The sequence below is a fragment of the Roseicyclus sp. genome (genome assembly GCF_018402035.1).
Classification (GTDB): domain Bacteria; phylum Pseudomonadota; class Alphaproteobacteria; order Rhodobacterales; family Rhodobacteraceae; genus Roseicyclus.
This window is the reverse complement of the sequence record NZ_JAGYJN010000014.1, coordinates 1-23844: the sequence shown is the minus strand read 5'-3', so window position 1 is coordinate 23844 and position 23844 is coordinate 1. Positions and strand designations below refer to the sequence as shown.

At 61.4% G+C, this 23844-nt stretch carries 19 protein-coding genes and 1 pseudogene; 9 read left to right on the top strand and 11 right to left on the bottom strand.

Annotated features, from left to right (window positions below; genetic code table 11):
- Positions 1 to 663, top strand: a 663-nt coding sequence (locus KG698_RS13685; RefSeq protein WP_300984061.1) for a glycine cleavage T C-terminal barrel domain-containing protein, incomplete at its 5' end; no start/stop codon positions are given.
- A gap of 10 nt (positions 664 to 673) precedes the next feature.
- Positions 674 to 1920, top strand: a pseudogene (locus KG698_RS13680) (Tm-1-like ATP-binding domain-containing protein).
- Between the two features lie 422 nt (positions 1921 to 2342).
- Here the strand turns inward: KG698_RS13680 and KG698_RS13675 are convergent.
- Positions 2343 to 2960: a TetR/AcrR family transcriptional regulator gene (locus KG698_RS13675; RefSeq protein ID WP_213686131.1), complete on the bottom strand. Its 618-nt coding sequence runs from the start codon at positions 2958 to 2960 to the stop codon at positions 2343 to 2345.
- A 3-nt stretch (positions 2961 to 2963) separates the two neighbouring features.
- Positions 2964 to 4973 (bottom strand): CocE/NonD family hydrolase, encoded by a 2010-nt coding sequence (locus KG698_RS13670; protein WP_213686130.1) that lies wholly within the window; start codon positions 4971 to 4973, stop codon positions 2964 to 2966.
- A gap of 130 nt (positions 4974 to 5103) precedes the next feature.
- On the opposite strand from KG698_RS13670, the gene KG698_RS13665 reads away from it, so the two are divergent.
- The 6 genes from KG698_RS13665 to KG698_RS13640 all read left to right on the top strand — a co-directional run bounded on the left by KG698_RS13665 (position 5104) and on the right by KG698_RS13640 (position 12541).
- Positions 5104 to 7167 (top strand): FAD-dependent oxidoreductase, encoded by a 2064-nt coding sequence (locus KG698_RS13665; protein WP_213686129.1) that lies wholly within the window; start codon positions 5104 to 5106, stop codon positions 7165 to 7167.
- Complete coding sequence (locus KG698_RS13660; protein WP_213686128.1) at positions 7164 to 8678, top strand: trimethylamine methyltransferase family protein; 1515 nt, start codon at positions 7164 to 7166, stop codon at positions 8676 to 8678. The genes KG698_RS13665 and KG698_RS13660 overlap by 4 nt, the downstream gene beginning before the upstream one ends.
- Before the next feature lie 89 nt (positions 8679 to 8767).
- Positions 8768 to 10126, top strand: coding sequence for an aspartate aminotransferase family protein (locus tag KG698_RS13655; protein ID WP_213686127.1), 1359 nt, complete (start codon positions 8768 to 8770; stop codon positions 10124 to 10126).
- Positions 10123 to 11049, top strand: coding sequence for a 3-keto-5-aminohexanoate cleavage protein (locus tag KG698_RS13650; RefSeq protein WP_213686126.1), 927 nt, complete (start codon positions 10123 to 10125; stop codon positions 11047 to 11049). The genes KG698_RS13655 and KG698_RS13650 overlap by 4 nt, the downstream gene beginning before the upstream one ends.
- Positions 11046 to 11528, top strand: a complete 483-nt coding sequence (locus KG698_RS13645) for a GNAT family N-acetyltransferase (protein ID WP_213686125.1) — start codon at positions 11046 to 11048, stop codon at positions 11526 to 11528. The genes KG698_RS13650 and KG698_RS13645 overlap by 4 nt, the downstream gene beginning before the upstream one ends.
- Positions 11525 to 12541, top strand: coding sequence for a histone deacetylase family protein (locus tag KG698_RS13640; RefSeq protein WP_213686124.1), 1017 nt, complete (start codon positions 11525 to 11527; stop codon positions 12539 to 12541). The genes KG698_RS13645 and KG698_RS13640 overlap by 4 nt, the downstream gene beginning before the upstream one ends.
- On the opposite strand, the gene KG698_RS13635 is transcribed toward KG698_RS13640, so the two are convergent.
- The 9 genes from KG698_RS13635 to KG698_RS13595 all read right to left on the bottom strand — a co-directional run bounded on the left by KG698_RS13635 (position 12538) and on the right by KG698_RS13595 (position 23192).
- Positions 12538 to 14115 carry a N,N-dimethylformamidase beta subunit family domain-containing protein gene (locus tag KG698_RS13635; RefSeq protein ID WP_213686123.1) on the bottom strand — a complete coding sequence of 526 codons (1578 nt, stop codon included), beginning with the start codon at positions 14113 to 14115 and terminating at the stop codon, positions 12538 to 12540. The two genes, KG698_RS13640 and KG698_RS13635, sit on opposite strands and share 4 nt — an antisense overlap.
- A complete protein-coding gene (locus tag KG698_RS13630) occupies positions 14112 to 15926 on the bottom strand; it encodes a prolyl oligopeptidase family serine peptidase (RefSeq protein WP_213686122.1) in 1815 nt (604 codons plus the stop codon). Before KG698_RS13630 ends, KG698_RS13635 begins: the two co-directional genes overlap by 4 nt.
- Positions 15923 to 16900, bottom strand: a complete 978-nt coding sequence (locus KG698_RS13625; RefSeq protein WP_213686121.1) for an ABC transporter ATP-binding protein — start codon at positions 16898 to 16900, stop codon at positions 15923 to 15925. The genes KG698_RS13630 and KG698_RS13625 overlap by 4 nt, the downstream gene beginning before the upstream one ends.
- The gene (locus KG698_RS13620; protein WP_367114114.1) at positions 16897 to 17871 is read right to left on the bottom strand and encodes an ABC transporter ATP-binding protein; all 975 of its coding nucleotides are present in this window, start codon (positions 17869 to 17871) and stop codon (positions 16897 to 16899) included. Before KG698_RS13620 ends, KG698_RS13625 begins: the two co-directional genes overlap by 4 nt.
- A complete protein-coding gene (locus KG698_RS13615) occupies positions 17861 to 18733 on the bottom strand; it encodes an ABC transporter permease (protein WP_213686119.1) in 873 nt (290 codons plus the stop codon). The genes KG698_RS13620 and KG698_RS13615 overlap by 11 nt, the downstream gene beginning before the upstream one ends.
- A complete protein-coding gene (locus tag KG698_RS13610) occupies positions 18726 to 19646 on the bottom strand; it encodes an ABC transporter permease (RefSeq protein ID WP_213686118.1) in 921 nt (306 codons plus the stop codon). The genes KG698_RS13615 and KG698_RS13610 overlap by 8 nt, the downstream gene beginning before the upstream one ends.
- 51 nt (positions 19647 to 19697) lie before the next feature.
- Positions 19698 to 21296: a peptide ABC transporter substrate-binding protein gene (locus KG698_RS13605; RefSeq protein WP_213686117.1), complete on the bottom strand. Its 1599-nt coding sequence runs from the start codon at positions 21294 to 21296 to the stop codon at positions 19698 to 19700.
- Positions 21297 to 21315: 19 nt separating this feature from the next.
- Positions 21316 to 22386, bottom strand: coding sequence for a succinylglutamate desuccinylase/aspartoacylase family protein (locus KG698_RS13600; RefSeq protein WP_367114115.1), 1071 nt, complete (start codon positions 22384 to 22386; stop codon positions 21316 to 21318).
- A gap of 440 nt (positions 22387 to 22826) precedes the next feature.
- Complete coding sequence (locus tag KG698_RS13595; RefSeq protein ID WP_213686115.1) at positions 22827 to 23192, bottom strand: Brp/Blh family beta-carotene 15,15'-dioxygenase; 366 nt, start codon at positions 23190 to 23192, stop codon at positions 22827 to 22829.
- Positions 23193 to 23420: 228 nt separating this feature from the next.
- Between KG698_RS13595 and KG698_RS15710 the strand changes: the two genes are divergently transcribed.
- Positions 23421 to 23552, top strand: coding sequence for a hypothetical protein (locus tag KG698_RS15710; RefSeq protein ID WP_300984052.1), 132 nt, complete (start codon positions 23421 to 23423; stop codon positions 23550 to 23552).
- The last annotated feature ends 292 nt before the right edge of the window (positions 23553 to 23844 follow it).

Here is a 23844-nt window from a genome sequence, read left to right as displayed (position 1 = left end):
AGCGGCGCGTCATTTCCGGGTGTCGGCGCCGCGCGCGAGATCGACCTTGCCCATGCACGGGTCTGGGCGATCCGGCGGTCGTTCCTTGGCGAGCTGGGGTATGAGCTGCTGATCCCCGTGGAATTCACCGCCCATGTCTACGAGGGGTTGCTGCGGCAGGGGGCGGCGTATGGGCTTCGCCATGCCGGGATGTTCGCGTTGGGGGCCTGTCGGCTGGAGAAAGGATTCCGCCACTTTGGCCACGACATCGCCGAGGAGGACACGCCGTTCGAGGCCGGACTGGGCTTCGCCGTCGCGCTAGACAAGGGAGATTTCGTCGGGCGCGCGGCCTTGCTGGCGCAGAAGCTTGAACTTGGCGCCGCGACACGCGACCGCACGTTGGCGATCCGCGTTCCCGGTGCGACGGCGGAAGCCGGTCCCTACCTGATCCACAACGAGCCGATCTGGAAGGACGGCGCACTGGTCGGCCATGTGACCTCGGGCGGGTGGGGGTGGCGGCTGGGCGCGATGGTGGGGCTGGCGACGCTGCACCGCGCGGCGGGTGTGACGCGCGACTGGATCGACGCGGGCGGCTTTGCCGTGCAGATCGCCGGGCAGCACTATCCGGTCGATGCGCAGCTTGCGCCATTCTACGATCCGGCGGGCACGATCATGCGAGGCTGAGGAGACGACCATGACCAAGACCATTCTGCTGATCGGCACCTATGACACCAAGGACGCCGAACTGCGCTTTGTGGCCGAGAGGATCCGGGATTTGGGTGGCGCGGTGCTGACGATGGATGTCAGCGTGCTGGGCGACCCTTTGCGGCCGACCGATGTGTCAAAGCACGATGTCGCGGCGGCGGCAGCATCGACGATTGCCGGGGTGATCGCGTCGGGTGATGAAAACACTGGGATGCAGATCATGGCGCGGGGGGCGGCTTTGCTGACCTCACGGCTGCATGCCAAAGGCAGGATTGATGCAATGATCGGGCTGGGCGGGACGCTGGGGACCGACCTGGTCCTTGACTGCGCTCAGGCCCTGCCCCTTGGTGTGCCGAAATACGTTGTCTCGACCGTCAGCTTCTCGCCGCTGATCCCGCCAGACCGGCTTGCCCCCGACATCCAGATGATCCTTTGGGCGGGCGGGCTTTACGGGCTAAACGCGATCTGCCAGGCCTCGCTGGCGCAAGCGGCCGGGGCGGTCTGGGGCGCGGCAATGGGGGCGATGCCCTGCGCCGCGACCGCCCGCTGATCGGCATGACCAGCCTTGGGTCTTCTTGCCTGAGCTACATGACGCGGCTCAAGGCCCCGCTGGAGGTGCGGGGGTTCGACGTTGCGGTGTTTCATACTACCGGCATGGGCGGCATGGCCTTCGAGGCGCTGGCACGGGACGGACATTTCGCCTGTTCGATGGATTTTTCGCTGCCCGAGTTGGGAAACCTTATGGTGGGATCGGTGGCGCATGGCGGGGTTGACCGTCTGACCAATGCGGGGCAGCGCGGGATACCGCAGATCGTGGCGCCGGGCTGCACCGACATCTTCGACCTTGCCGGTTGGCAAGAGGTCCCGTCGGCCTAAGCCGACCGTCCGTTCCACGCCCACAATCGTCTGATCAAGTCCGCGGGTTTTTCGACCGAGGAACGGTTGGCGCTGATCCGCGACATTGGCGCGCGTCTGGCAGGGGCCAAGGGACCCGTGCATTTCGTGATGCCCTTGCAGGGGATCGAGGCTTGGGACCGCCCCGGCGAAGCGTTCCATGACCCCGAGGCGCTACGCGCTGTGATCACCGAGGTCCGGGCCGTCATTCGGCCGCCCGTCAGCCTGTCCGAAATCGACGCGCACATCAACGACGATGCCTTTTGCCAACGGGTCCTGGAAATCTTCGACGGCTGGATCGCCGACGGAACCCTGAGCGTGCAACCGGGTCGACAGGGCTGACCCAGCGGCGGTTTTCACCGCCTGATGTCAGGCTTGCCGAAGTCAGGGCACAGGACCAGACGCTGCAGGTCTTCCAGAAGGTCGAGCGCCGTTTATGTTTGTGCCCCAGCCACGAAGGGCTCAGCACTGCTCTACGGTCAAGGGCGCCAAAACGGGCCTGTACCAGCATCCGGTTTGTATTTGCGGCGTTTGATGCAGCGGCCTTTGTCATAGATGCGAGCTCCTCAAACCTTCAGTGTTTGATCACCCTCGCTGACCTGGAGGTTATTTGCCCAATTCAACTCCGGGTTTGGGCCTCTTCAGACCGATGTTGCCGTCGGAATGCATGTTGGCCAGATGCGGCACCAGGGGTGTTCGATAATGATATGAACCCTGAAATCGCCGACGGCTCAGTGGCGCAGGTCACTCAGCCTGCTTTGAACTCAGCCAGTTTGCGGCCGGATCGGTCCAAGAAAGGCTTCCAGCAGATCATAGCAGGCCTGCTGCACATCGGCACGCGAAAGCCTTTCTGGGTCGAGGCAGCGTTCGAGCCAGAGACCGTCCACCATCGAGATGAACAGTGTCGCCAGCGATTCCTCGGAGATCGCAAGCATCCGGCCGTCCGAGATCTCGCGGATCGCCTGCACCACGCGCCCGAGGTAGTGGTCATAGTAGCGCCGGTGTTCCTGCATCAGGTCCGGATCATTGGCCACCTCGCCCCACATCGCCAGCCACGCCCGAAGCGTGCCTTGGGATGTGTAGTCTTCGGACAGCAGCGCCTCGATCATCTGTGGCAATGAGGTCTGCGCAGAACCGCCCGGCGCCGCTGCCCCCAACATCCGGTCATAGGCTGTTGTATAGCACGCGCGCAGCAATTGCTGTTTGGACCCGAAATGATGCGTAATCAGCCCGCGAGATGCCCCTCCCGCCGCTTCACAAATCCGGTCGATGGTAAAGCCCGAGACACCGCCGTCAGCAAGGCAGGCGAGCCCTGCCTCGACCAGCATTTCGCGGCGTTCGGGGGCTTCGTAGCGGCGGTATTTTGGCGTATGTGCGGTCATCACCTAATTGATGTCACGCGGAATGCGATCGTGCCAGTCTCGCGCGAAAACTTCTTGCCCGTTTTCTGACAGGCGCACCTGCATCTGGACGATGAAATGTGTCGCGTCACAGGTCAGGCTGCCGGTCGAGTGGTGCAGGATCGTGGTATCCTTGCGCCGGATCTCAACGCGGTTATCCGTATAGGTCGCGGCGCTCAGCGGATCGCCTTCGGTGATTTCATGGCGGCATGTGCCGGTCGAGATTTGGGTCTGCTCAATATCCGTCATCTCCATCGCGTAAGTCCAGCGCGGGAAATCCACGACGATCTTGCCGTTCAACAAGTCGCGGGTGATGCGCCGGCGGTTTGTGGCGGGGCTGGCGTGATGCACAACGGGCGTTTGGGCTGCCTCTTCGGGCGGATCGAAGGGGCGCAGCCTGTCATCCTCGGGACGTGGGGGACGGATCGGCAGATGGAGCGCCGACGCTCCGCAATGGACCGTCAAAGTGACCAGTTCAGGGGATGGCCAGACCATCGGATAATAGACCGTCGACAAGGCGACAGCGATCCGATGCCCCGCAGGGAAGTGGTGTGCGATATCATCCATTTCGACGACGGCGTCATAGTCCTGCCCGGGTTCCAGCGGTGTCGGGTATTCATGGCTGTCGCGATGGGTCAGGTTGAGTATTCCGACGCCGACACGCGTGGCGCTGCCGTCTGGCCGGACATCATTGAGGCGGGCCGCGATCAGCGCGAAGGCCTTGTCACAGGAGAAGCGCAAGGCGATCTGCGGCGCGCCAAGGATCTCGATAGCCTCTGGCAACGGGTCCGACAGAAAGACGAGGCTACCGCCATCGTCTTCGCGCTGATCGCCGGGCCAATCGGCATCGTCACCATAGCGGCCTACTTCGCCCGAATTCATGCCAACCCACAAAGGCGAGCAGATACTGCGCGTTCCTGCGATGTCACTGAACCGCCCGTCCGCACCAAGCGGCATGCGGTGCGTCGTGATCCGTGGTGAAGGCCAGCAGTCCTCGGCAACCCAGCGCCCGGGACGGGTGCGGTAGCAGGTCGCCGGTGGCACGCTGTCCTGCATCCAGACGCGATACATCGGTTCTTGCATGATGCCGGTGTCACGCCCCTTCATCCACTGATCGCACCAGCGCACGACCTCTTGCAGCCAGCCGATAGCCGGTTCCACGGTCACGTCATGCGGGTAGGAATGGGCCCAAGGTCCGATCAGCCCGCGCCGTGGCACATCTAGACCCGCAAGCAGGCGTGGAACGCTTTCCGAGTAGTTGTCCGCCCAGCCCGACACGGCATAGACGGGAACCTTGATCGCGCTGAAATCCTCGCAGACCGACCCTTGTTTCCAGAAGTCATCGCGCCGCTGATGGCGTAGCCAGTCGGTGATCCATGGCCGTTGATGCGCCATCCGTGCCTGCCACATCGTGCGCCAGCGATCGCCTACGACATCGGGGTCAGGGGGCAGGTCGTTGGTGGCCATCATCGTGGCCGACCAGTCAAAATTGTCCTTGCTCAAGCAGCCGCCAACCCAGTGGATATCAGTGGCATAGCGATCGTCGGTGGACCCAACAGTGATGATCGTCTTGAGCGCGGCAGGCTGCCGTGCCGCGATCTGCAAACCATTGAAGCCACCCCAAGAAATTCCGATCATCGCCACCTGACCGTCGCACCAGTCCTGTGCGGCCAGCCATGCGATGGCATCGCATCCGTCCAACTGCTCTTGCACGGTATACTCGTCGTCGATCAGTCCTTCACTGTCGCCCGATCCTCTGATGTCGAGCCTGACGCAGGCATAGCCATGCCCTGCAAGATATGCATGCATCCCCTGATCGCGGTAGCGTGTCCCGTCGCGCTTGCGATAGGGCAGGTACTCCAGAATAGCGGGCACGGGAACCGCGCCTTTCGGGCGCCAAAGTTTGGCGGCCAATCGTGTCCCGTCAGGGAGCGGGACAAAAACATTCTCGATCACTTCGACCGGAAAGGGAAAATCGGTTCTGACGTTTGTCATCGCGATACCTCGCTGTTGTTGGACGATTGTACAATATCGGCCTTTTGGCGCAACGCCGATGTTGCCCTGTTCCGATTGACGCAGCCCGCTTTTGCTACTTATAATACAAACATTCAACAAGGAGATGGTCTTGGCCCGCAATCCCCAGTATGATCCGTTGTTCCAGCCGCTCAAGATCGGGCCCAAAACCACAAAGAACCGCTTTTTTCAGGTGCCCCACGCAAGTGGCATGACCAATGCGGCCCCGCATGTGCGTGCGGCCTTTCGCGGCATGAAGGCAGAAGGAGGCTGGGGCGTGGTCTGCACCGGTGCGGCCTCGGTCGATCCGTCTTCTGACGACAGTCCGTTCCCTTGCGCTACGATCTGGGATGATGCGGACATCCGCGCCCATGCCCTTATGACCGATGCCGTCCATGCCCATGGGGCCCTTGCGGGGATCGAGCTTTGGCACGGCGGTGCTGCGGCGGTGAACCGGACCAGCCGGATTGCACCACTCAGCCCCTCCGGCGTGCCCTGGATGCCAACCCATGTGGGGTTCATGTCCGCGCAACGCCCCAAGATCATGGATGCTGGGGATATCCGCGCTTTGATCCAATGGCATGCCGATGCGGCGATACGGGCCGAGCAGGCCGGTTTTGACATCCTCTATGTCTATGCCGGTATGGGGTATCTGCCCTATCAGTTCTTGCTGCCCGACTATAATCACCGCACCGATGCCTATGGCGGTTCAGTCCGCAATCGCGTTCGCCTGGTCGCGGAATTGCTGGATGCCGTGCGCGAAGCGACCCATGGGCGCTGTGCCGTGGCGCTGCGGATGTCGATGCAGGAACTGCGTGCAAGACCTTCCGAAGTGGCCGAAAGCGAGGCGCATGAGGTGGTTGGCCTGCTAAAGGACGCGCCTGATCTGTTCGACGTCAAGATGGACTATTCCGCCTATGACTGCGCGCCGTCACGGTTTGCCGCCGAAGGCAGCCACGAGCCGGTGATCAACTTCATGAAATCCGTCACGGACAAGCCCGTTGTCGGGGTGGGGCGGTTCACATCGCCCGACACCATGGCAGGCATGATCCGACGCGGGGTGCTTGACCTGATCGGCGGCGCGCGGCCTTCGATCGCCGATCCGTTTCTACCCCAAAAGATCGACGAAGGCCGCGAGGACGATATCCGCGAATGTATCGGCTGCAATATGTGCATTGCGTCGTGGCATGACGGTGTCTGGGTGCGCTGCACGCAAAACCCGACGGCGGGCGAAGAATGGCGACGCAACTGGCATCCCGAGATCGTCACACGGGATCGCGCGGGGCAGGTGCTCATCGTCGGCGGCGGGCCTGCGGGTCTCGAGGCCGCATTGACCGCAGCACGGCGCGGCTTTGATGTGGCCTTGGCCGAGGCGCGGGACGATTTTGGCGGACGACTGCTGTTCGAAAGCGCGCTGCCCGGTCTGCGGGCATGGATGCGTGTGGCCGAATATCGTCTGGGCCAGTTGCGCAAGTTGCACAATGTGTCGCTTTATCCCGCCAGCCCGATGACCGGCGCGGATGTCCGAGATTTCGGCGCAGATCACGTCATTGTCGCCACAGGTGCGCGTTGGACCACTCGGCTATGCGGTGCCAACGAGCTGCCGGTTCCGGGACTGGATGCACCGCGCATCCTTACACCTGATGATCTGGCAAAGGGACAAGTCCCCGAGGGGCCGGTCGCTGTGTTTGACTTTGACAACTACTATCTGGGGACGGCCATTGCCGAACATCTGGCCACGCTGGGCTTGCAGACCACCTATATCACCACGGGTGGAGCCGCTGGCGCATGGGGTATCATGACCAACGAGCAACCGGGCATGCATCAGGCGCTTGAACGATTGGGCGTCGCCTTGCGCACAAGTGAAATCGTGACCGGCTTTGACGGTGCCACAATCGACCTTGCCCATGTGTTTTCCGGGGCGGTGCGGCAGATTGCGGCCCGCAGCCTTGTGATCGTGGGTCAACGGGCAGGAGGCAGCGCGCTCTATGACAGTCTTGCAGGGGGCGGCGATGATCGGATGTCACTGTCTTTGACCGGTGATGCACGCGCGCCCGGCGCCTTGGTCCATGTCGTCTATCAGGCGCATGAGACAGCCCGCTCCCTCGATCTGGCCCCGTCCAATGCCAAGCTGCGCCGCGATGGGCCTGTCCCGCTGACCGAGCCTGTGACGTGAGGCGCGGAAAATCCCGCGAAGGGCGGATGATCGGCGGGCTGAACCAGCCGCCCTTTTCGCAACTCACCTGCCCCTATGATCCGGTCGCGGTGTTGAGCGAAGATCAGGTCGGGATGATCCACCACGCTGCGCTGCGGGTTTTGGCGGAAATTGGCATGAAAGTGCTGCATTCCCCCGCGAGGGATCATTTCCGTGCGGCCGGTGCAGCCGTCCAAGGCGATATGGTGCAGTTCGATCCCGATCTGATCCCCCAGCTTATTCAGACCGTGCCACAGCATTTCTCGCTAGAGGCGCGCAATCCGGCCCGCAACCTGCGGCTTGGCGGGCGCGATCTGATCTTTGGTGCGGTGGGCGGGCCCGCTTATGTTATGGACAATGACCGCGGCAAGCGTGACGGCACCTTTGCCGAGATGTGCGACTACATGCGCGTCATCCAAAGCCTGAACATCCTGCACCAGGAAGGCGGCGGCCCCTTCGAGCCGATGGACCTGCCCGCCGCGACGCGGCATCTGGATATCTTCCGCGCGCAGATCACCTTGCTGGACAAGAACTGGCAAACCCAAACGCTGGGTCATGCGCGCACGATGGACGGGATCGTACTTGCCGCACTTGCGCTGGGCACCACACCTGACGGGTTGAAGGACAGGCCGACGCTTTTGGGGATCATCAATACCAACTCGCCACTCCAACTTGATATCCCGATGGCCGAAGGGCTGATCTGTCTGGCGACCTATGGTCAGGTCAATGTGATCACGCCTTTCACGCTGGCGGGTGCGATGTCGCCTGTGACCTTGGCAGGCACGCTGGTCCAGCAACATGCAGAAGCTTTGGCGGGCATTGCCCTGACCCAGATCGTCCGGCCCGGTGTCCCGGTAATGTACGGCGGGTTCAGCTCTAACGTGGATATGCGCTCGGGCGCGCCTGCTTTTGGTACGCCCGAATACGTCAAGGCAGCACAGGCGAGCGGGCAATTGGCCCGTTACATCGGCGTCCCTTTCCGATCATCAAACGTGACGGCTGCGAACGAGGTCGATGCACAGGCTGCATATGAATCGCAGATGTCGCTTTGGGGGGCCTGCATGGGCGGGGCGCATCTGGTCAATCATGCCGCGGGCTGGATGCATGGCGGGCTTACGGCCAGTTTTGAAAAGCTGATCCTTGATGCCGAACTTTTGCAGATGATGGCGGCCTATTTCGACCCTATCGTGGTGACACCTGACACATTGGCAGTCGAGGCGATCCGCACCGTCGGGCCTGCGGGCCATTTCTTTGGCGCGGACCACACGATGGGCCGCTATGAAACCGCATTCTACACGCCGCTTTTGTCGAATTGGGACAACCACGGGCAGTGGCTTGAAAACGGGAGCATCACGGCGCGAGACCGGGCCAATGCCGTCTGGAAACAGCTTCTTGCGGATTACGAGCAACCCCCGCTTGATCCGGCGCGGCTCGAGGCCATCGACAGCTATATCACCCGCCGCAAAGCCGAAGGCGGCGCGCCGATGAATTGACCGGATGGCACCCTGTCTCCGTTCAGGTGGCCCCTTCTCAAACGTCTTTGGTCATGCCACTCTTGACCATCTGCGGAGAATTCAGCGCCATGTCACCCGATACCCTGCGCAACAGCCCATCCTATCTGTTCTACCAGACCGATCACTCCCGCCCGACACTGGACCGGGCCGAGGGAATTTACATGTGGGACACCCAGGGGCGGCGGTTCATCGACGGATCGTCCGGGGCGATGGTCTGCAATATCGGGCACAGCAATCCTGCCGTGCTGGACGCGATGCGCGCCCAGATGGACAAGTCGACCTTTGGCTATCGCCTGCATTTTGTCACCGAAGCCTCTGAGGCGCTGGCAGAGCGCACGGTCGAACTGGTCTGGCCCGGCATGAACCGCGTGTTCTTTGTCTCGGGCGGATCAGAGGCCGTGGAATCCGCGATGAAGCTTGCCCGCGCCTATGCGGTTGCGGTGGGCGAGGGAAGCCGCTGGAAAGTCATCTCACGCTGGCCGTCTTATCATGGCTGCACGCTGGGGGCGCTTTCGGTGACAGGCTATGACAGCCTGACAGATCCTTTTGCACCGATGATGCAGGCCATGCCCAAGGTGCCCGCACCACGGGCATGGCTGGACGGTCTGGACCCTGCCGATCCGGCCACGGGTGCGCATTACGCCGACATGCTCGAGGCGGCGATCCTTGCCGAAGGGCCCGACACGGTTCTGGCCTTCCTGCTCGAGCCGATTGGCGGCGCCTCGACAGGGGCGCTTGTTCCACCTGCGGGCTATATGGAGGCTGTCCGCGAAATCTGTACCCGTCACGGTGTGCTCTTGATCCATGACGAGGTGATGTCGGGCGGCGGTCGCACGGGGCGCTTTCTGGGTGGGCAGCACTGGGCTGGCGCGCCGGACATTCTGGCGCTGTCCAAGGGGTTCGGGGCGGGCTACATCCCCCTTGGGGCCATCGTCGCGCGCGGCGAGATTGTCGAGGCCGTGATGGCCAAAGGTGGCTTTGCCCATGGCTTTACCTATGCGGGCAATCCGCTGGCCTGCGCGACGGGGCTTGCGGTGCTCGATGAAATCATCCGGCAGGACATGATGCGCAATGCCCAGGTCGTGGGTGATCATCTCAAGCGTGGTCTGACCGGCCTGATGGACCGGTTTCCCTTTATCGGCGATGTGCGCGGCATGGGCTTGCTGCTGGCGATCGAGCTTGTCGCTGACCGCGCCACGCGTGCGCCTTTGCCACCCGCCATGAAAGCCTACGACCGCCTGACCGAAGCCGCCTATGCCCTTGGCTTAATCGTCTATCCGCGGCGGTCTCGGGGTGGATACGAGGGGGATCACATCGTGATTGCCCCCCCGATGATCACCACGATCGCACAGGCCGACGAGATCGTGGCGCTGCTGGGCGAGGCGCTGACGGCCTTCGCCACCGCATGTGAATTGCCGCTCTCATGAGCAAGATCCTGATCACCTGCGCCATCACCGGTTCTATTCACGTCCCGTCGCAGTCGCCCTATCTGCCGGTTACGGGCACGCAGATCGCTGAACAGGCCATCGGGGCCGCAGAAGCGGGTGCCGCAATCCTGCACCTGCACGCCCGTGACCCCGCCACCGGACGCCCGTCATCGGACCCCGACCATTGGGCCGGTTTCCTGCCCAGCATCGCGGCGGGCACCGATGCGGTTGTGAATATGACCACGGGCGGTTCGGCGGTCATGACGCTTGATCAGCGACTGGCAGTTCCCCGCGCTGTCGCACCCGAAATGTGCAGCCTGAACATGGGCACGATGAATTTCGCGCTTTATCCCATGATCCCCCGGATCAAGACCTTTCTGCATGCTTGGGAAAAACCCTTTCTGGAAGGCACGGATGATCTTGTTTTCAAGAATACCCCGCGCGATATCGCCCAGGTCCTCGACGAGATGGGGACGCAGCGCGGTGCAAGGTTCGAGTTCGAGTGTTACGACCTGTCGCACCTGACCATGCTGCGCCATTTCGTTGATCGCGGATTGGTCAAGCCACCCTATTTCATCCAGTTCGTCTTTGGCGTTCTGGGCGGGATGGCGGCCGAACCGGATACGCTGACCCATATGGTGCGGACCGCCGACAGGCTTTTCGGCGATGACTACATCTTTTCGGTCCTCGCGGCGGGCCGGATGCAGATACCGATGGCCACGATGTCCGCCGCGATGGGCGGGCATGTCCGCGTCGGGCTGGAGGATAATCTTTATCTGGGCAAAGGGGTGCTGGCCCCGTCGAATGCCGCACAGGTATCCCGTATCCGCTCGATCGTCGAAGGGATGGGCCGCGACGTGGCCACACCTGCCGATGCCCGCGCAATGCTCTACCTCAAGGGACGGGCGGAAGAAGTCGTTTGACCATCGGTTATCGCACGGCTGTCGCGGCGGATGTTGCTGAGATCCATATGCTCTTGCAGCAGATGGCTGCCGAAGTGGGCCGCAGGATCGCGGGGACCGAGCAGGCCCTGCGTCAGCATGGCTTTGGCCCTGAACCGCGGTTTCGGGCGGTTCTGGCCGAAAATGAGGGGCAGTGCATCGGGCTGGCGTTGGTCTTTCCTGAATACTCAAGCTGGCGTGGTACCACCGGGCTTTATGTGCAGGACCTTTATGTCAAACCGGCGGCGCGGGGGCGTGGCGTAGCCTCTGCCTTGATCGGTGCGGCGCTCGTTTGCTGTCAGGATTGGGAGCCCAGTTATGTGACGCTGATGGTGGACCAAGATAACATCTCGGCACAGGGCTGGTACGCTAGACAGGGGTTCACTTTGCGCGAACGCGGCGATTTACTGATCCTCGACGGGGCAGTGCTGGCGCGTTTCGCGCGGAAAGACACCGCATGATTGCTGTCTTTGATCCTGTTCAGGCTGCGCATGATCCGCAGTTCTTTCTGTCGTCCGGTGCGCCGCAGCCATGCCCGGAAAAGCCCGACCGTGCGCAGGCCTTGCTTGCGGCTGTCACGCAGCTTGGGTTGACCGTCAAGGAACCGACGGATCGGGGCATGGCCCCAATTCAGGCCGTCCATCCCGAACGCTATTTGACTTTCCTCAAGAACATCCACAATCGCTGGCAACGCATCGCAGGTGCCAGCGCCGAGGTGATCCCGAATATCCACCCCGACCACCGGCATGTCGGTTATCCCGCCTCTGCCGTGGGGCAGGCAGGCTATCATATGATGGATACGTCATGCCCCATCGGGCCTGCCACTTGGGATGCGGCCTATGCCAGTGCGCAGACCGCCTTAGAGGCCGCCGATCTGGTATGGTCGGGCGCGCGGGCCGCCTATGCGCTGTGCCGCCCGCCCGGACATCACGCCTTTGCCGAACTTTCGGGTGGTTTTTGCTATCTCAACAACAGTGCCATCGCAGCGCAAAGCCTGACAGGGCAGGGCGCGCGTGTGGCGGTCCTTGACGTTGACCTGCATCACGGCAACGGCACCCAAGCCATATTCTATAGTCGTGGTGATATTCTGACGGTGTCGATCCACGCGGACCCCGTCCGCTTTTATCCGTTCTTCTGGGGCTATGCGACTGAAACGGGTGAAGGTGCGGGAGAAGGGGCCAACCTCAACCTGCCGCTGCCGCGCGGGACGCGAGACCACGGGTTTTTGGCGGCCTTGGACATGGCCCTTGGTCATGTGGCGGATTTTGCGCCCACACATCTGGTGCTTGCATTGGGGCTTGATGCCTTCGAGGGCGATCCATTCGCGGGGCTTGCCGTGACCACGCAAGGATTTGTCCGGATCGGCCAAGCCATTGCCGCCCTCGGCTTGCCTGTAGTGATCGTGCAGGAGGGCGGATATCTGTGCCCCGAACTCGGTCAGAACCTTGACGCAGTGTTGCGGGCTTTTCTTTAGCGCCAGGGCCCCAACAAGACCCGCCGTGTGACCGCTTCCACCGGTTCATCCGCTGCGATCAACCCCGCGACCCACTCGCAAGAGGCAGCGTTGAAAACGGCCCCCTTGCCACGCCTGTAGTCCGCGATGCAGCCATTCCCGCGTGATGCCCTGCCCAGTGCGTCCGGATCAGTGCTGCCAAAAACCCGCCACGCCAGATCTTCGGCATCGGCTGTGCCTATGAAGGCGTCGGCGTCGTCCGGCCCTGTCGCATGGGCCAGCGTTGTGGCGGGCGACAAGGCGACGATCGTCAGATCACCCGCAAGGCCGGTTTCAGTTGCGGGAAAGGGCAGGCCGCGGGGCATCGTATAGTCGATCCCATCCACCTCATAGCCAAAGACCCGCGCGTCAGTGCCTAAGATATCCCCATAGCCCAGACCTGTATCGCGCAAGGCCCAGTGATCAGGGCGGTAGACCGTGAAACCGCCTGTACCATGCGCGGCGCAACGGCTCCAACCGGCATAGACTCCTGCCGCTCCGGTCAGCCCCATGGTCGCAGTAGCAGGACGCCCCACGCTGGGGTGGTCCCAATAGGACGTCAGGCGCTGGCGGTCCGCGACATCATCCTCTGCCTCAGCGCGTGATTTGTAGCAGGTCTGGATGCTCAGATCCTCGGACAGGCGGGTTTGCCAAAAGAAATTGCCGGCAAAACGCGCCAATTCCCCACCTGCATCTACCCATGCGTCCAGATGGTCGCGCATGTCCCATGACCAGTATTCATCATGGCCGACAATGACAGCACGGGCATAGGCGGCTAGGGCCGAAGGGTCACGGTGCAGATCATGCTGCGTGATGACATCGCAGGCGATCCCTTGGGCCGCGCACCAGTGCATGAAGGGTCGCTCAAAGGCCGCCCAACCGGAAGAGGCGTATTTCTTGGAAACACCTTCGGCGCGCGCGAATTCCATGTGCGGATAGCGCGGTTTCGTGCGCAGCGGCGAGGCGTGCGGGATGCGCGGCGCATCCGCAGGCCATTGTACGAAACCTGTCGCCCAAGGCCGGTGGAGCGATACATGTGCCGCAAATTCATGCCCCGAAGGCCCGCTCAGACCTTGATAGTGGTTCGACCCGCCCCAATCGTTGTAGGCGCACCAAGTGCCGGTACACAGGATCATCACCAAAGGGGCTTTGCGGTCCTTGGCGCGTAGTGCAAAGACATGCTCGGACCGATGCCCCGACACCTCGCAGGTCATGCGGTAAACGCCGGAACGCCAATGATCGGGGATCGTGATGGCCGCCCGCTCGGGCCAGTCGCAGCCGCGCATCGCGCAATCGGCGGGTGTGAGGGCAAAGCCGCCGGGGATGGTGGTGGACAGTACCTTTTCAGGAACCAGACCATCGCACCAGATTGTGACGGTGATCTGATCGGTATGGGAGATCGCATACAGGCGCAGCACATCGCCGGGCGCATAGCTGATCTTGTCGGTATAGGCCCAGACCTGCGGACGGGCAGGGTCATCTGATGCTGTCTCGTAATAATTCCCCGTCACCGGATCGCCGTCATCGAGTGGCCCCGTGACAAAAAAGCCCTTCACCGCCGCCCCTTTGCAAAAGCGCGTTCCAGAAACGCGGCTGTCCGTTCCAGATAGGCGGTCAGATTAGCACGGCGGGTCACCCCGTGACCTTCGTCGTGAAACAGCATCACCTCGTGCGGGATTCCGGCCGCAGTCAGTTCGCGCACGGCAACATGGGTGTTTTCTGGTCCGACGTTGCTGTCGGCCAAGCCATGTACGACCATCACATGCCCGCGGATCTGGTCGATAAAATTGCCTGGGCTTGCATTGGCATAGCGTTCAGGCACCTCATCCGGCGAACCGCCCATCATTTCTTCGCTGTAGGCACGTCCCCAAGGCATTTCGGTCGCGTTATAGTCGATGTCGAGCTTGTACATCCCGCACATAGGGATCGCGGCCGTCACCAGATCGGCGTGGCGGGTGATGGCGTACCAGCTTGAAAAGCCGCCATAGGAATTGCCCGCAACGGCGATCTTGTCGGCAGGTGCGACGCCCATGGCGATCACCGCTTCGGTGCCTGCACGGATGTCGGCCTGTTCGCGTCCGCCCCATCCGTCTTCTTTGACCTTTTCGCGCCAGTGCATGCCGCGTCCGGTCGAGCCACGGTAGTTCGGGTCAAGCACGGAATACCCCAAGGCCACCCAGAACTGGATCTTGGGGTTCACCCAGTCCTCCGAATGCCAAGTCGGCCCGCCATGGACATAGGTGATATGCCCGCGCACCGGACCGTCTGGACGGTAGAGCCAGCCTTGGGTTCTCTCCCCATCGGGGGCTGTCCAATCCAGGGTTTCCGGCACGCAAAACTGGGCTTTGGTTGGGGGGGATGCCAGCGTCGTGCAGGTGCCATCAGGTCCGATGTGGACAACCTCGTGCGCGGCAGAGGCGTCATAGCCCTCGGCCAGCCAGCCACCGTCCGGCAGACCAGCCAGTGGCAAAAGTGACCGTCTGCCAGAACGGTTAGGCAGCGATGCATAAGCACCATCGGTGAACACGACAGTTTCAAGGGTTGCATCAGTAAAACTGTGGCAGGCAAACTGTCCGTTTGCGCCAATCACCAGTGTTTGCGGGCGAAGGTCCGGCTCTGACGCCAGCCATGTGATGGCCCCGTCGGCCAGGGTGACGATGCCGACCCGGTCGCCCTCTGCCCCGTCCGCCACGATGGCGATGCGCCCAGCATCCAGCCACCAGCCGATTACGACGGCTTTTTCACCCAGACAGACCAGTTCGCGCGAGTTGGTCCCATCAGCACCGATCACCCAAATTTGCACAGCTCCGGGGGCCAAGCGATGGCGATGCCACAAGAGATGCTGCCCGTCGGGGCTCCATTGCGTGCCAGCGCCGAAGGGGTCGGGGCTGCGGAACAGGATTTTCCGTGCGCTGGTTTCCAAGTCGTGCAGATAGATCAGATTGCCTGCGATGACCTCTCCGGCCTCGTCATCATAATCGCTGATATAGCTGATGCTGCGCCCGTCTGGCGAGAACCGCCCGCCATAGACATAGTGATCCCGCTGGAGCGGGGTCAGCGGTGTCAGTACATTCCCCTTGTCGCGGTCAAGCAGCAGCAGTTGGTCGTGTTCGCAGCTGTCAGGCGAATGGGCAAGGATCAGGCGGCGGCCATCATGGCTGACATCACGGATTGCCAGGTGGTCGGCACTGTCTTGCGTCAGCGGCATGGGCGGGGATGACCCATCCATGGGTGCCGTCCAGATTTCGGAGACCTCCGACAGGCCGGACCATGCCCAAAAGGCCCACGCCCCATCGCCCGAGGCATGCAGCGTTTCGATCTGGGGCAGGGCGGCCCATTTTCGGGCAAGGGTCTGAACAGGTGTCATAAGACCTCGGCAAAATGACAGGCAGCACTGTGGCCTGAAACAATCTGGCGCAAAGCGGGCCGCTCTGAATTGCAGTGCGAAACGACATGCGGGCATCTGCTGGCAAAGACGCAACCGGGTGGCGGGGCGAGGACGGAAGGCAATTCACCCGGCAGCGATTGGCCCAGACGTGCATGTTCGCGCACCGGATCAGGCTCTGGGACTGCTGCCATCAGTGCTCGGGCATAAGGGTGCAGTGGGCCTGCGTAGAACGCATCCCGCCCCGTTGCTTCGACCGTGTGGCCAAGGCACATGACCATGACATCGTGGCTGATGTGGCGGACCACAGACAGATTGTGCGAGATAAAGATCAAGGCCAGCCCCAGCCGATCTTGCAAGTCCATCAACAGATTGACGACCTGCGCCTGTATGGACACATCCAAGGCCGAGACGGGTTCGTCGCAGACAATCAGCTTTGGCCCCGCGATAATCGCGCGGGCAATCCCGACGCGCTGGGCTTGCCCGCCCGAGAGTTCATGCGGATAGCGGGCCGCGTAATCCGGTGACAGGCCCACAAGGCGCAGGGCCTCGGCCGCGCGCTCGTGCAGGGCTGCACGGTTCAAGCCCGGCTCGAAGGTGATCAGCGGCTGGCTGACGATCCGGCCCAGCGTCATGCGCGGGTCAAGTGCGGCGACCGCGTCCTGAAAGATGATCTGGAACTCCGACCGTCTTTTGCGCAGTTCCCTGGGAGGCAGCTGGCCAAGGTCCTCGCCCTTCCACAAGACCTGACCGGAAACAGGCGGCAGCAGATGCAGGATCGCCCGTCCCAATGTGGATTTACCGCAGCCGGATTCCCCGACAATGCCCAAGGTCTGCCCTGCCTGCAGCGTGAAAGACACGTCATGCACGATGGGCAGGTGTAGCGGACGCGAAAACAGACCGCGCGCAAGCGGATAGCCCGCGTTCAGATTGCGCACCTCCAGCAGCGGGCTCATGCGGCGTTTCCCGTCAGGTGGCAGGCGGAAAGACGTCCGGGTGCAATGACCTTCAGCGGTGGCTGTGCCGTCTGGCAGATGTCGATCCGCTGGTCGCACCGAGAGGCAAAGGGGCAACCGGGCAGCATCGCGCCGCCCGCTCGCGGCGTGCCAGCAATCGTTTCCAAGCGTGGCGAGAGCGGGGCCGCAATGCGTGGTGTGGCGTGCAATAGCCCCTTGGCATAAGGATGCGCGGGGGCGGCGAAAAGGGGTGCTGCGGGACCTTCTTCCATGATCCGCCCGCCATAAAGCACGATCACCCGATCACAAAGTCGGGCCACAACCCCAAGGTCGTGGGTGACAAAAATGATCGCTGTGCCCATTTCGCGGGCCAGTTCTGCCAGAATATCGATGATTTGCGCCTGAATTGTCACATCCAGCGCCGTCGTCGGCTCGTCCGCCAGCAAAAGCTGCGGTTTCACCAAAAGCGCCATCGCGATCATGACACGCTGGCGCATCCCGCCCGAAAACTCGTGCGGATAGGACCGGGCGCGCCGTGCCGCATCGGGAATGCGCACGCGGTCCAGCATCCGCCCCGCCTCGCGCCCCGCCTCGCGCCGCGACAGGCCCTTGTGCACGATCAGCCCTTCGGCCAGTTGATCTCCGACACGTTTGTAAGGGCTAAGCGAGGTCATCGGATCCTGAAAGATCATCGACATCGCCACGCCACGCACTTGATCCAGCGCGCGCGGCGGCATCGCCAACAGATCCTGCCCTGCAAAATGCGCCGCCCCGCTAACCCGTCCATTTCCGGCCAGCAGTCCCATCAGGCTGAACAGGATCTGGCTCTTGCCCGAACCGCTTTCGCCGACGATGCCCAAAACTTCGCCCGGGGCCACGTCGAAGCTGACATTATCCACCGCGGTCACATCACCTTCGGGCAAGCGGAACTGAACGACCAGGTCGCGGACACGCAGCAAGCTATCTGTCATTTGGATCAAAGGCATCGCGCAGGCCGTCTGCTATGAAATTGAGACAGAAGAGCACAGTGGCCAGCATACCTGCGGGCAGCAGAAGCAGGCGGATATCTGTACTCATCGCTGCTGTGCCGCTTTGGATCAGATTGCCCCAACTGGCCTGCGGTTCCTTGATGCCGATGCCAAGGAAGGACAGAAAACTTTCCGACAGGATCACCTCGGGAACCAAAAGGCTGGAATAGACGATCACGGTGGACAGTGTGTTGGGCACGATATGGGTCACGATGATCTGGCCGTCAGTCATGCCGCCCGCCCGTGCGGCCTCGACAAATTCGCGCCGTGCCAACGACTGGGCTTGGCCGCGCACGATCACGGCCGGTGTCAGCCAGAGTGTGAACACAATGGCCGCAAACAGCGCGAGATTGCCGCCGCCAAAGAGCAGTGACAGCAGGATCACAAGAATGACATAGGGAAAGCCGTAAAGCACCTCGACCAGGCGCATCATGATCCGGTCGATCCTGCCACCAATAAACCCCGAGATCGCACCATAAAGCACGCCGATGATCGCCGCTACCACCGCCCCTAGAAACCCGATCGTCAGTGACACGCGGCCTCCTTCCAAGGTGCGCACCAGCAGATCGCGCCCAAAGTTATCGGTGCCAAAAAGATGGATCGAGGTGAAATCGACCCCCAGATTGATTGCGTCGAAATCGGCATCCTCGCCCGTGAAGGGAAAGAAGAATGGCCCGATGAAGCACGCCAGAATGATCGCCGTCAGCACCACGATACTGGCCATGGCCAAGCGGTTTTGCCGAAAGCGGCCCATCTGCAGCGACAGGGTGCTTTGCGGGATCGGGGCGAGGCTGGTGTCACTCATTGCGCACCCTTGGGTCCAGCCAGCCGCGCAGGATATCGGCCAGAGTGTTGAACACGATCAGGAAACCGCCGTAAAGGATCGTGATCCCCATCACCAAAGGATAGTCGCGGTTCAGTGCTGCATCCACAAAATGGCGGCCGATCCCGGGTAAGGCAAAGATCGTCTCGATCACGATAGACCCCGTGATGATCGCCGCTGTTGCAGGCCCAAGATAGGCGACCACCGGCAAGACAGCGCCTGTCAAAGCGTGGTTCCAGACAACCCTGCGGCCACCGATCCCCTTGGCCATGGCCGTGCGGATATAATTCTCGCGCAGTGTTTCGATCATCGCGGCACGGGTCAGCCGAGAAATATAGGCGATGTTGGGCAAGGACAGCGCCACGATGGGCAGGACCAGATTGCGCCAGCTGTCGCCCCATCCGCCCACAGGCAACCACCGCAGTGTCAGCGCGAAATAGACTTGCATGAGCGGGGCCAGTACAAAGATTGGCACCGCGATGCCGATCACCGCGATGACGCCTGCCGAATAGTCGATGATCGAATTACGCTTCAGTGCACCTAGTATGCCGAGCGTCACACCCGTGACCGTGGCCACCAGGACAGCCCAGAGCCCGATGGTCAGCGAATAGGGCAATCCCGAGATCAGGATATCGGCGACCGAATAGTCCCGAAACCGGATGGACGGGCCGAAATCGAACCGCACGACGCCCCAAACATATCGCAGGAATTGCTGCAAAAGCGGCTCGTCCAGATGATAGGTCGCCTCGATATTGGCCAAGATATCGGGCGAAATCTTGCGATTGGAGGAGAACGGCCCACCGGGGGCAAGCCGCATGACGAAGAACGTCAGCGTCACAAGTGCCGCCAGCGTCAGAATTCCATCTCCCGCCCGTGTGGTCAGAAATCTTAGCATGCCATCCCTGCGATAAAAGGGGCGCGGCGGGCCGCGCCCCTGTGCCGATTGTTATTCCAGTGTCAGGTATTGGCTGTTGTGATAGCCCACTGGCGATTCCAGCCAGCCACCGACCCTTGGGCTGACCATCCGCCGTGTGGGAATGATCGAGATCGGGGCCACGATGTAGTCATCCAGCAGGATCTTTTCCGCAACGGCCAGCGCATCAAGCCGCGCCTGCGGATCTGTCTGCGCCGAAGCCACGTCCATGGCTGCCTCGTATTCGGGCGACACCCAGTTGTAGCCCGCCTCTGCGCTTGGGCGCATGTAAGGCAGGAATGTCTCTGGCCCCGGGAAATCACCGACAAGGTTATCGGCAAAGACGTCCCATGTGCCGGCATAGAAGGCATCAAGCCAAGCTTTGCGTTCCTGTGGTTCGACCACCGCATCGACGCCCAGAACCTGTTTCCACATCAAGGCGATCCCCTGCGCCCTGCGGACGGATTCCTCGGCGACGGTCGGTAGGATGGTAATCCGCAACGGGTTGTCCGGCCCATAGCCTGCGGCGGCATAAAGCTCTTGCGCCAAGGCGTTGCGTTCTTCCTGTGTCATAGCGGCTTCGTCAAAGACCGGCATTTTGTAGTTCGGGTCAAACCCGCCCGAGAAGGAATAGTTGGGCGTGGCCCCCGCACGCACAATCCGCCCTTCCAGCGTTTCGCGGTCGATCGCAATGGTAAGCGCACGACGCAGGTTGATGTCCTGAAACGGCTCGCGCAGCAGATTGAACGAATAATAGACAATATCTACACCCGCTGTGATCTTGACCTCGTCAGGAACCGTGGCTTGCAAGCCTTCCATCTGGGCCAGCGGAATATCATAGGTGACTTCCAATTCGCCCGCCTGATAGCGCAGCAATTCGGTCGAGGCGTCCTCGGTCACATGGTACTTCACGAAGGGAATAGAGACATTTGCCGCGTCCCAATACAGCGGGTTGCGTTCCAAAAGCACATGGCTTTGCGGGACGATCTCGCGGATCAGATAGGCACCGTTGGTGACAACGCGCGCGGGATTGACAAAGACGCCCGCACCCTCTGCTTCAACGCTGGGGCTATGCAGCGGTGGCATCGAAAAGGCCCCGCCCAGAATGTTCATGACATGCGGTGCAGGATTTTCCAGCTGGATCACGACGGTCCGGTCGTCCGGTGCTGTCATACCAAGGCCGGACGCATCTGTCGCATCGCCGTTGATGATGTCAGCGGCCCCGACGACTTGGACGACCGATGTAAAGTAATAGCCGCGCTCTGATCCGGTATCGGGCAGCAGCGTGCGCATCAGCCCGTCAACATAATCCTGGGCGACCAGCGGATCGCCGTTTGACCAGACAAGCCCCTCTCGCAGGTTGAATGTATAGGTCAGGCCGTCTTCGCTGACTTCCCAGCTTTTGGCAGCACCGGGCAGGATGTCGTAGCCGTTATAGTTGACAAGGCCCTCATAGGCATCGCTGAGGATGGAACCCGCTGCGGCGTCAAAGTTCACATGCGGATCCATTGACGACCATTCCGACCCGATCCCGCGATCAAGCGTATCGTCCTGCGCAAATGCCGGCGCCGCAAAGGCGCAAGCCAGAGCCAGCCAACTGCCAGCCAAGATAGAAAATCGTGTCGTCGTCATTTCAATCCTCCTTAAATGTTCAATCCGATAACAAGTGGCCCTCACGTAAGAGTTCTTCTCCGGCGATATGGGCAAGGCTTTGTCCGCGCAGGCACGAAGGCCAGAGTTCGACGCGAAACAACAGGCCGGTAGTGACGGCTTGGATGGGCGCACGCACGCGCGTGACCGGATCAAGCACATCGCCGATGATGTCGCCTTTGGTCACCCAATCGCCCGGCGCGGCCCGCCAAAGCACGACCCCACCTTGCGGTGCAAATATTTCCCCCGCTCCGCCCAGTGGCAACACAGGGGCCTCTTCAAAGGCGGGTTGCGACTGGCCTGTGGCGGCTCCGATTGCTCCCATGAACACCATCAGTCCGGCGGCATCCTTTGCGGCTAACGCATCGTTCACGTCGTTTTGGCCGCGATATTCCAGCGTGACGGAAAAGCAGCCAGCCGAAATCGGGAAGCTCTGGCCGAAACGCCGGCGCAGGCTTGCCCAAGGGGCTGTATGCGCTTCGTCAAAGGCATTGCCGCCGGATATCTCTTGCTCAAGCACCAGCTTTGCACCTGTGGCGCGGCTCAGCAGGGACGTGTCCTTTGGGCGCGCCGGTGACGCGTAAAAGTGCAAAACCGCCTGATGGTCGCAATGCAGATCGAGGACGTAATCGGCATCATGCGACCACGTCATCAGGGCCAGTTGAAGGTCCGCCAGCGCATTGCTGCGCGGCAAAGCAGCCAAAGCCTGTCCAAAAGCCCGGCGGATCAGGGTCAGGTTTTCTGTTTCCGATCCGGTCAGCACTGTTTCCAAGGCATCTGCTGACAGTGCGGCAAGATCAGGAAAACCCCGGTTGAAATTGCGCATGGCAGTCAGGTCCTGACGTCCCTGCGGTTTATGCGCGATCCATTGCTCCAGACCGATCGGGTTGGCGGCGGGAACAAGCCATATCTCGCCCGCGATCTGTCCTTGTGCCTCGGCGGCGTCCAGGATTTCCGCCAGATGATCGGCTACCAGAATGCCCGGCATTTCGTCTGCATGCAGACCGGCTTGGATGTAGACCTTGGGGCGGGCGTCGCTTTTTCCCCAGACCCGCGCATCAAGCGTGCGGATCGTCCCGGGGCTATCCCCGGCGATGATATGACGGACCGACCTTATGGTCGGTCTCCTTGATCATGGGGGGCCTCAACAGACATAGACATTCCCGGCAAGACTGAGTGCCGGATTTTTCGGGGAATGTACCACCGGTTGTTTGGCATCAGGCAGCGCCTAAATCTTGATGTCTGGGATGCTGAGATATGCAGCTATTGAACGACTATACAACGCGCTAAGAAGCCGTCAACGTGAAAAGCCGAGACCTCTGACACCCGCGCCAAATCGCGCTTCAAGCGCCGGAAAGCCAATCGCAAAAAGCAGTCTAAACACCAACCCGCTTGCGCATTTCTGTGCCGAACGTCGCGCCATGACCCCCTTTGGTGGCTTGCTACGCAAAATCGATCCGGCCCGGTGTTGCCTATGAAAGTCCGCTGATCTGCAACTACAGCCTGCCGCGATCAACCTTGCCGGTGCAGCCTATCGACCAGCAGCATGTCAGGAACGGTCAGCGCAGCAAGGCCGATAAAGACGATCTGTAAGCTGAGTTGCACATCGGTTTGTGGCAGCAACACCCATGCGATGCCTGCGATAACGACAACAGTGCAAGAAGGCACAGCAGATATCAGCACGGCTTGGCCGGACTTTGGCACGCTTTGTAGGGTCTGGGTGAAATGCCGCACCGAATGAAGGCCACAAAAACAAACGATAAAGAACAGGAGCGGCGGCAAGGCGAGGGCTGCGACCCAGATAGGGCCTGTTCCACTGCCGCTTGGGTGCGGTTTGCCCCTACCTCCAGTAGCGATCGCTGAAAACAGGTGTTCCATCTTCGGGCGCGCGCTCGACGTCACACTTTCTTGCCGACAATGACCGCTTCGGTAGTCTGCAGCGACCGGACCTGTCAAATCAGTGCTGGCGTTTGTGGCTGGCATAGGATGAAGTCACTGTATGGCCCTTCGCCCGGGGGGCTTGACCTGCGTAGCACCGCAGGGGTGTCCGACAGTGACCCTGGTTGATCGGGATGATCGACGAAATCCGGAGCAAGGAACACCATCATGTCTAAAGGTGACAAGCAGCGCGGCAGCAAGGAAGCCAAGAAACCCAAGAAGGAAGCCGTCAAGGTTCTTGCGACCGCTGACTTCAACAAGGGCAAGACACCGCTGAACATCAACGAGAAGAAGAAATAGCCAACCGCAGCACTTGGCGGCGCAGCGTATGATATGACCTTGCATGAGGCGTTTGATCGGCGGATCGGCAGCGATAGTCGATCCGTGTGGTTCCCCGAAAAGACAAGGCGTGGCTAACCTCTGTGTCAGCCATGCAGAATGGGATGAAGCGCTGGAGGTCGCCTCATCGCAACTGCACGGGTCCGGCCCACGACTTGCGCTGAAATACCCCAAGGCTAAACTGCACAAATCAATCTGGGTAGACAACGGTGGTTGCCTACTCCCGCAACCAATTTAATACAATAAAACAAAC

Excerpts from the sequence above, each read along its gene's own strand:
- KG698_RS13675 (WP_213686131.1), bottom strand. The coding sequence starts at position 2,960 with ATGACCGCACATACGCCAAAATACCGCCGCTACGAAGCCCCCGAACGC.
- KG698_RS13670 (WP_213686130.1), bottom strand. The coding sequence starts at position 4,973 with ATGACAAACGTCAGAACCGATTTTCCCTTTCCGGTCGAAGTGATCGAG.
- KG698_RS13655 (WP_213686127.1), top strand. The coding sequence starts at position 8,768 with ATGTCACCCGATACCCTGCGCAACAGCCCATCCTATCTGTTCTACCAG.
- KG698_RS13650 (WP_213686126.1), top strand. The coding sequence starts at position 10,123 with ATGAGCAAGATCCTGATCACCTGCGCCATCACCGGTTCTATTCACGTC.
- KG698_RS13640 (WP_213686124.1), top strand. The coding sequence starts at position 11,525 with ATGATTGCTGTCTTTGATCCTGTTCAGGCTGCGCATGATCCGCAGTTC.
- KG698_RS13630 (WP_213686122.1), bottom strand. The coding sequence starts at position 15,926 with ATGACACCTGTTCAGACCCTTGCCCGAAAATGGGCCGCCCTGCCCCAG.
- KG698_RS13625 (WP_213686121.1), bottom strand. The coding sequence starts at position 16,900 with ATGAGCCCGCTGCTGGAGGTGCGCAATCTGAACGCGGGCTATCCGCTT.
- KG698_RS13620 (WP_367114114.1), bottom strand. The coding sequence starts at position 17,871 with ATGACAGATAGCTTGCTGCGTGTCCGCGACCTGGTCGTTCAGTTCCGC.
- KG698_RS13615 (WP_213686119.1), bottom strand. The coding sequence starts at position 18,733 with ATGAGTGACACCAGCCTCGCCCCGATCCCGCAAAGCACCCTGTCGCTG.
- KG698_RS13610 (WP_213686118.1), bottom strand. The coding sequence starts at position 19,646 with ATGCTAAGATTTCTGACCACACGGGCGGGAGATGGAATTCTGACGCTG.
- KG698_RS13605 (WP_213686117.1), bottom strand. The coding sequence starts at position 21,296 with ATGACGACGACACGATTTTCTATCTTGGCTGGCAGTTGGCTGGCTCTG.
- KG698_RS13595 (WP_213686115.1), bottom strand. The coding sequence starts at position 23,192 with ATGGAACACCTGTTTTCAGCGATCGCTACTGGAGGTAGGGGCAAACCG.
- KG698_RS15710 (WP_300984052.1), top strand. The coding sequence starts at position 23,421 with ATGTCTAAAGGTGACAAGCAGCGCGGCAGCAAGGAAGCCAAGAAACCC.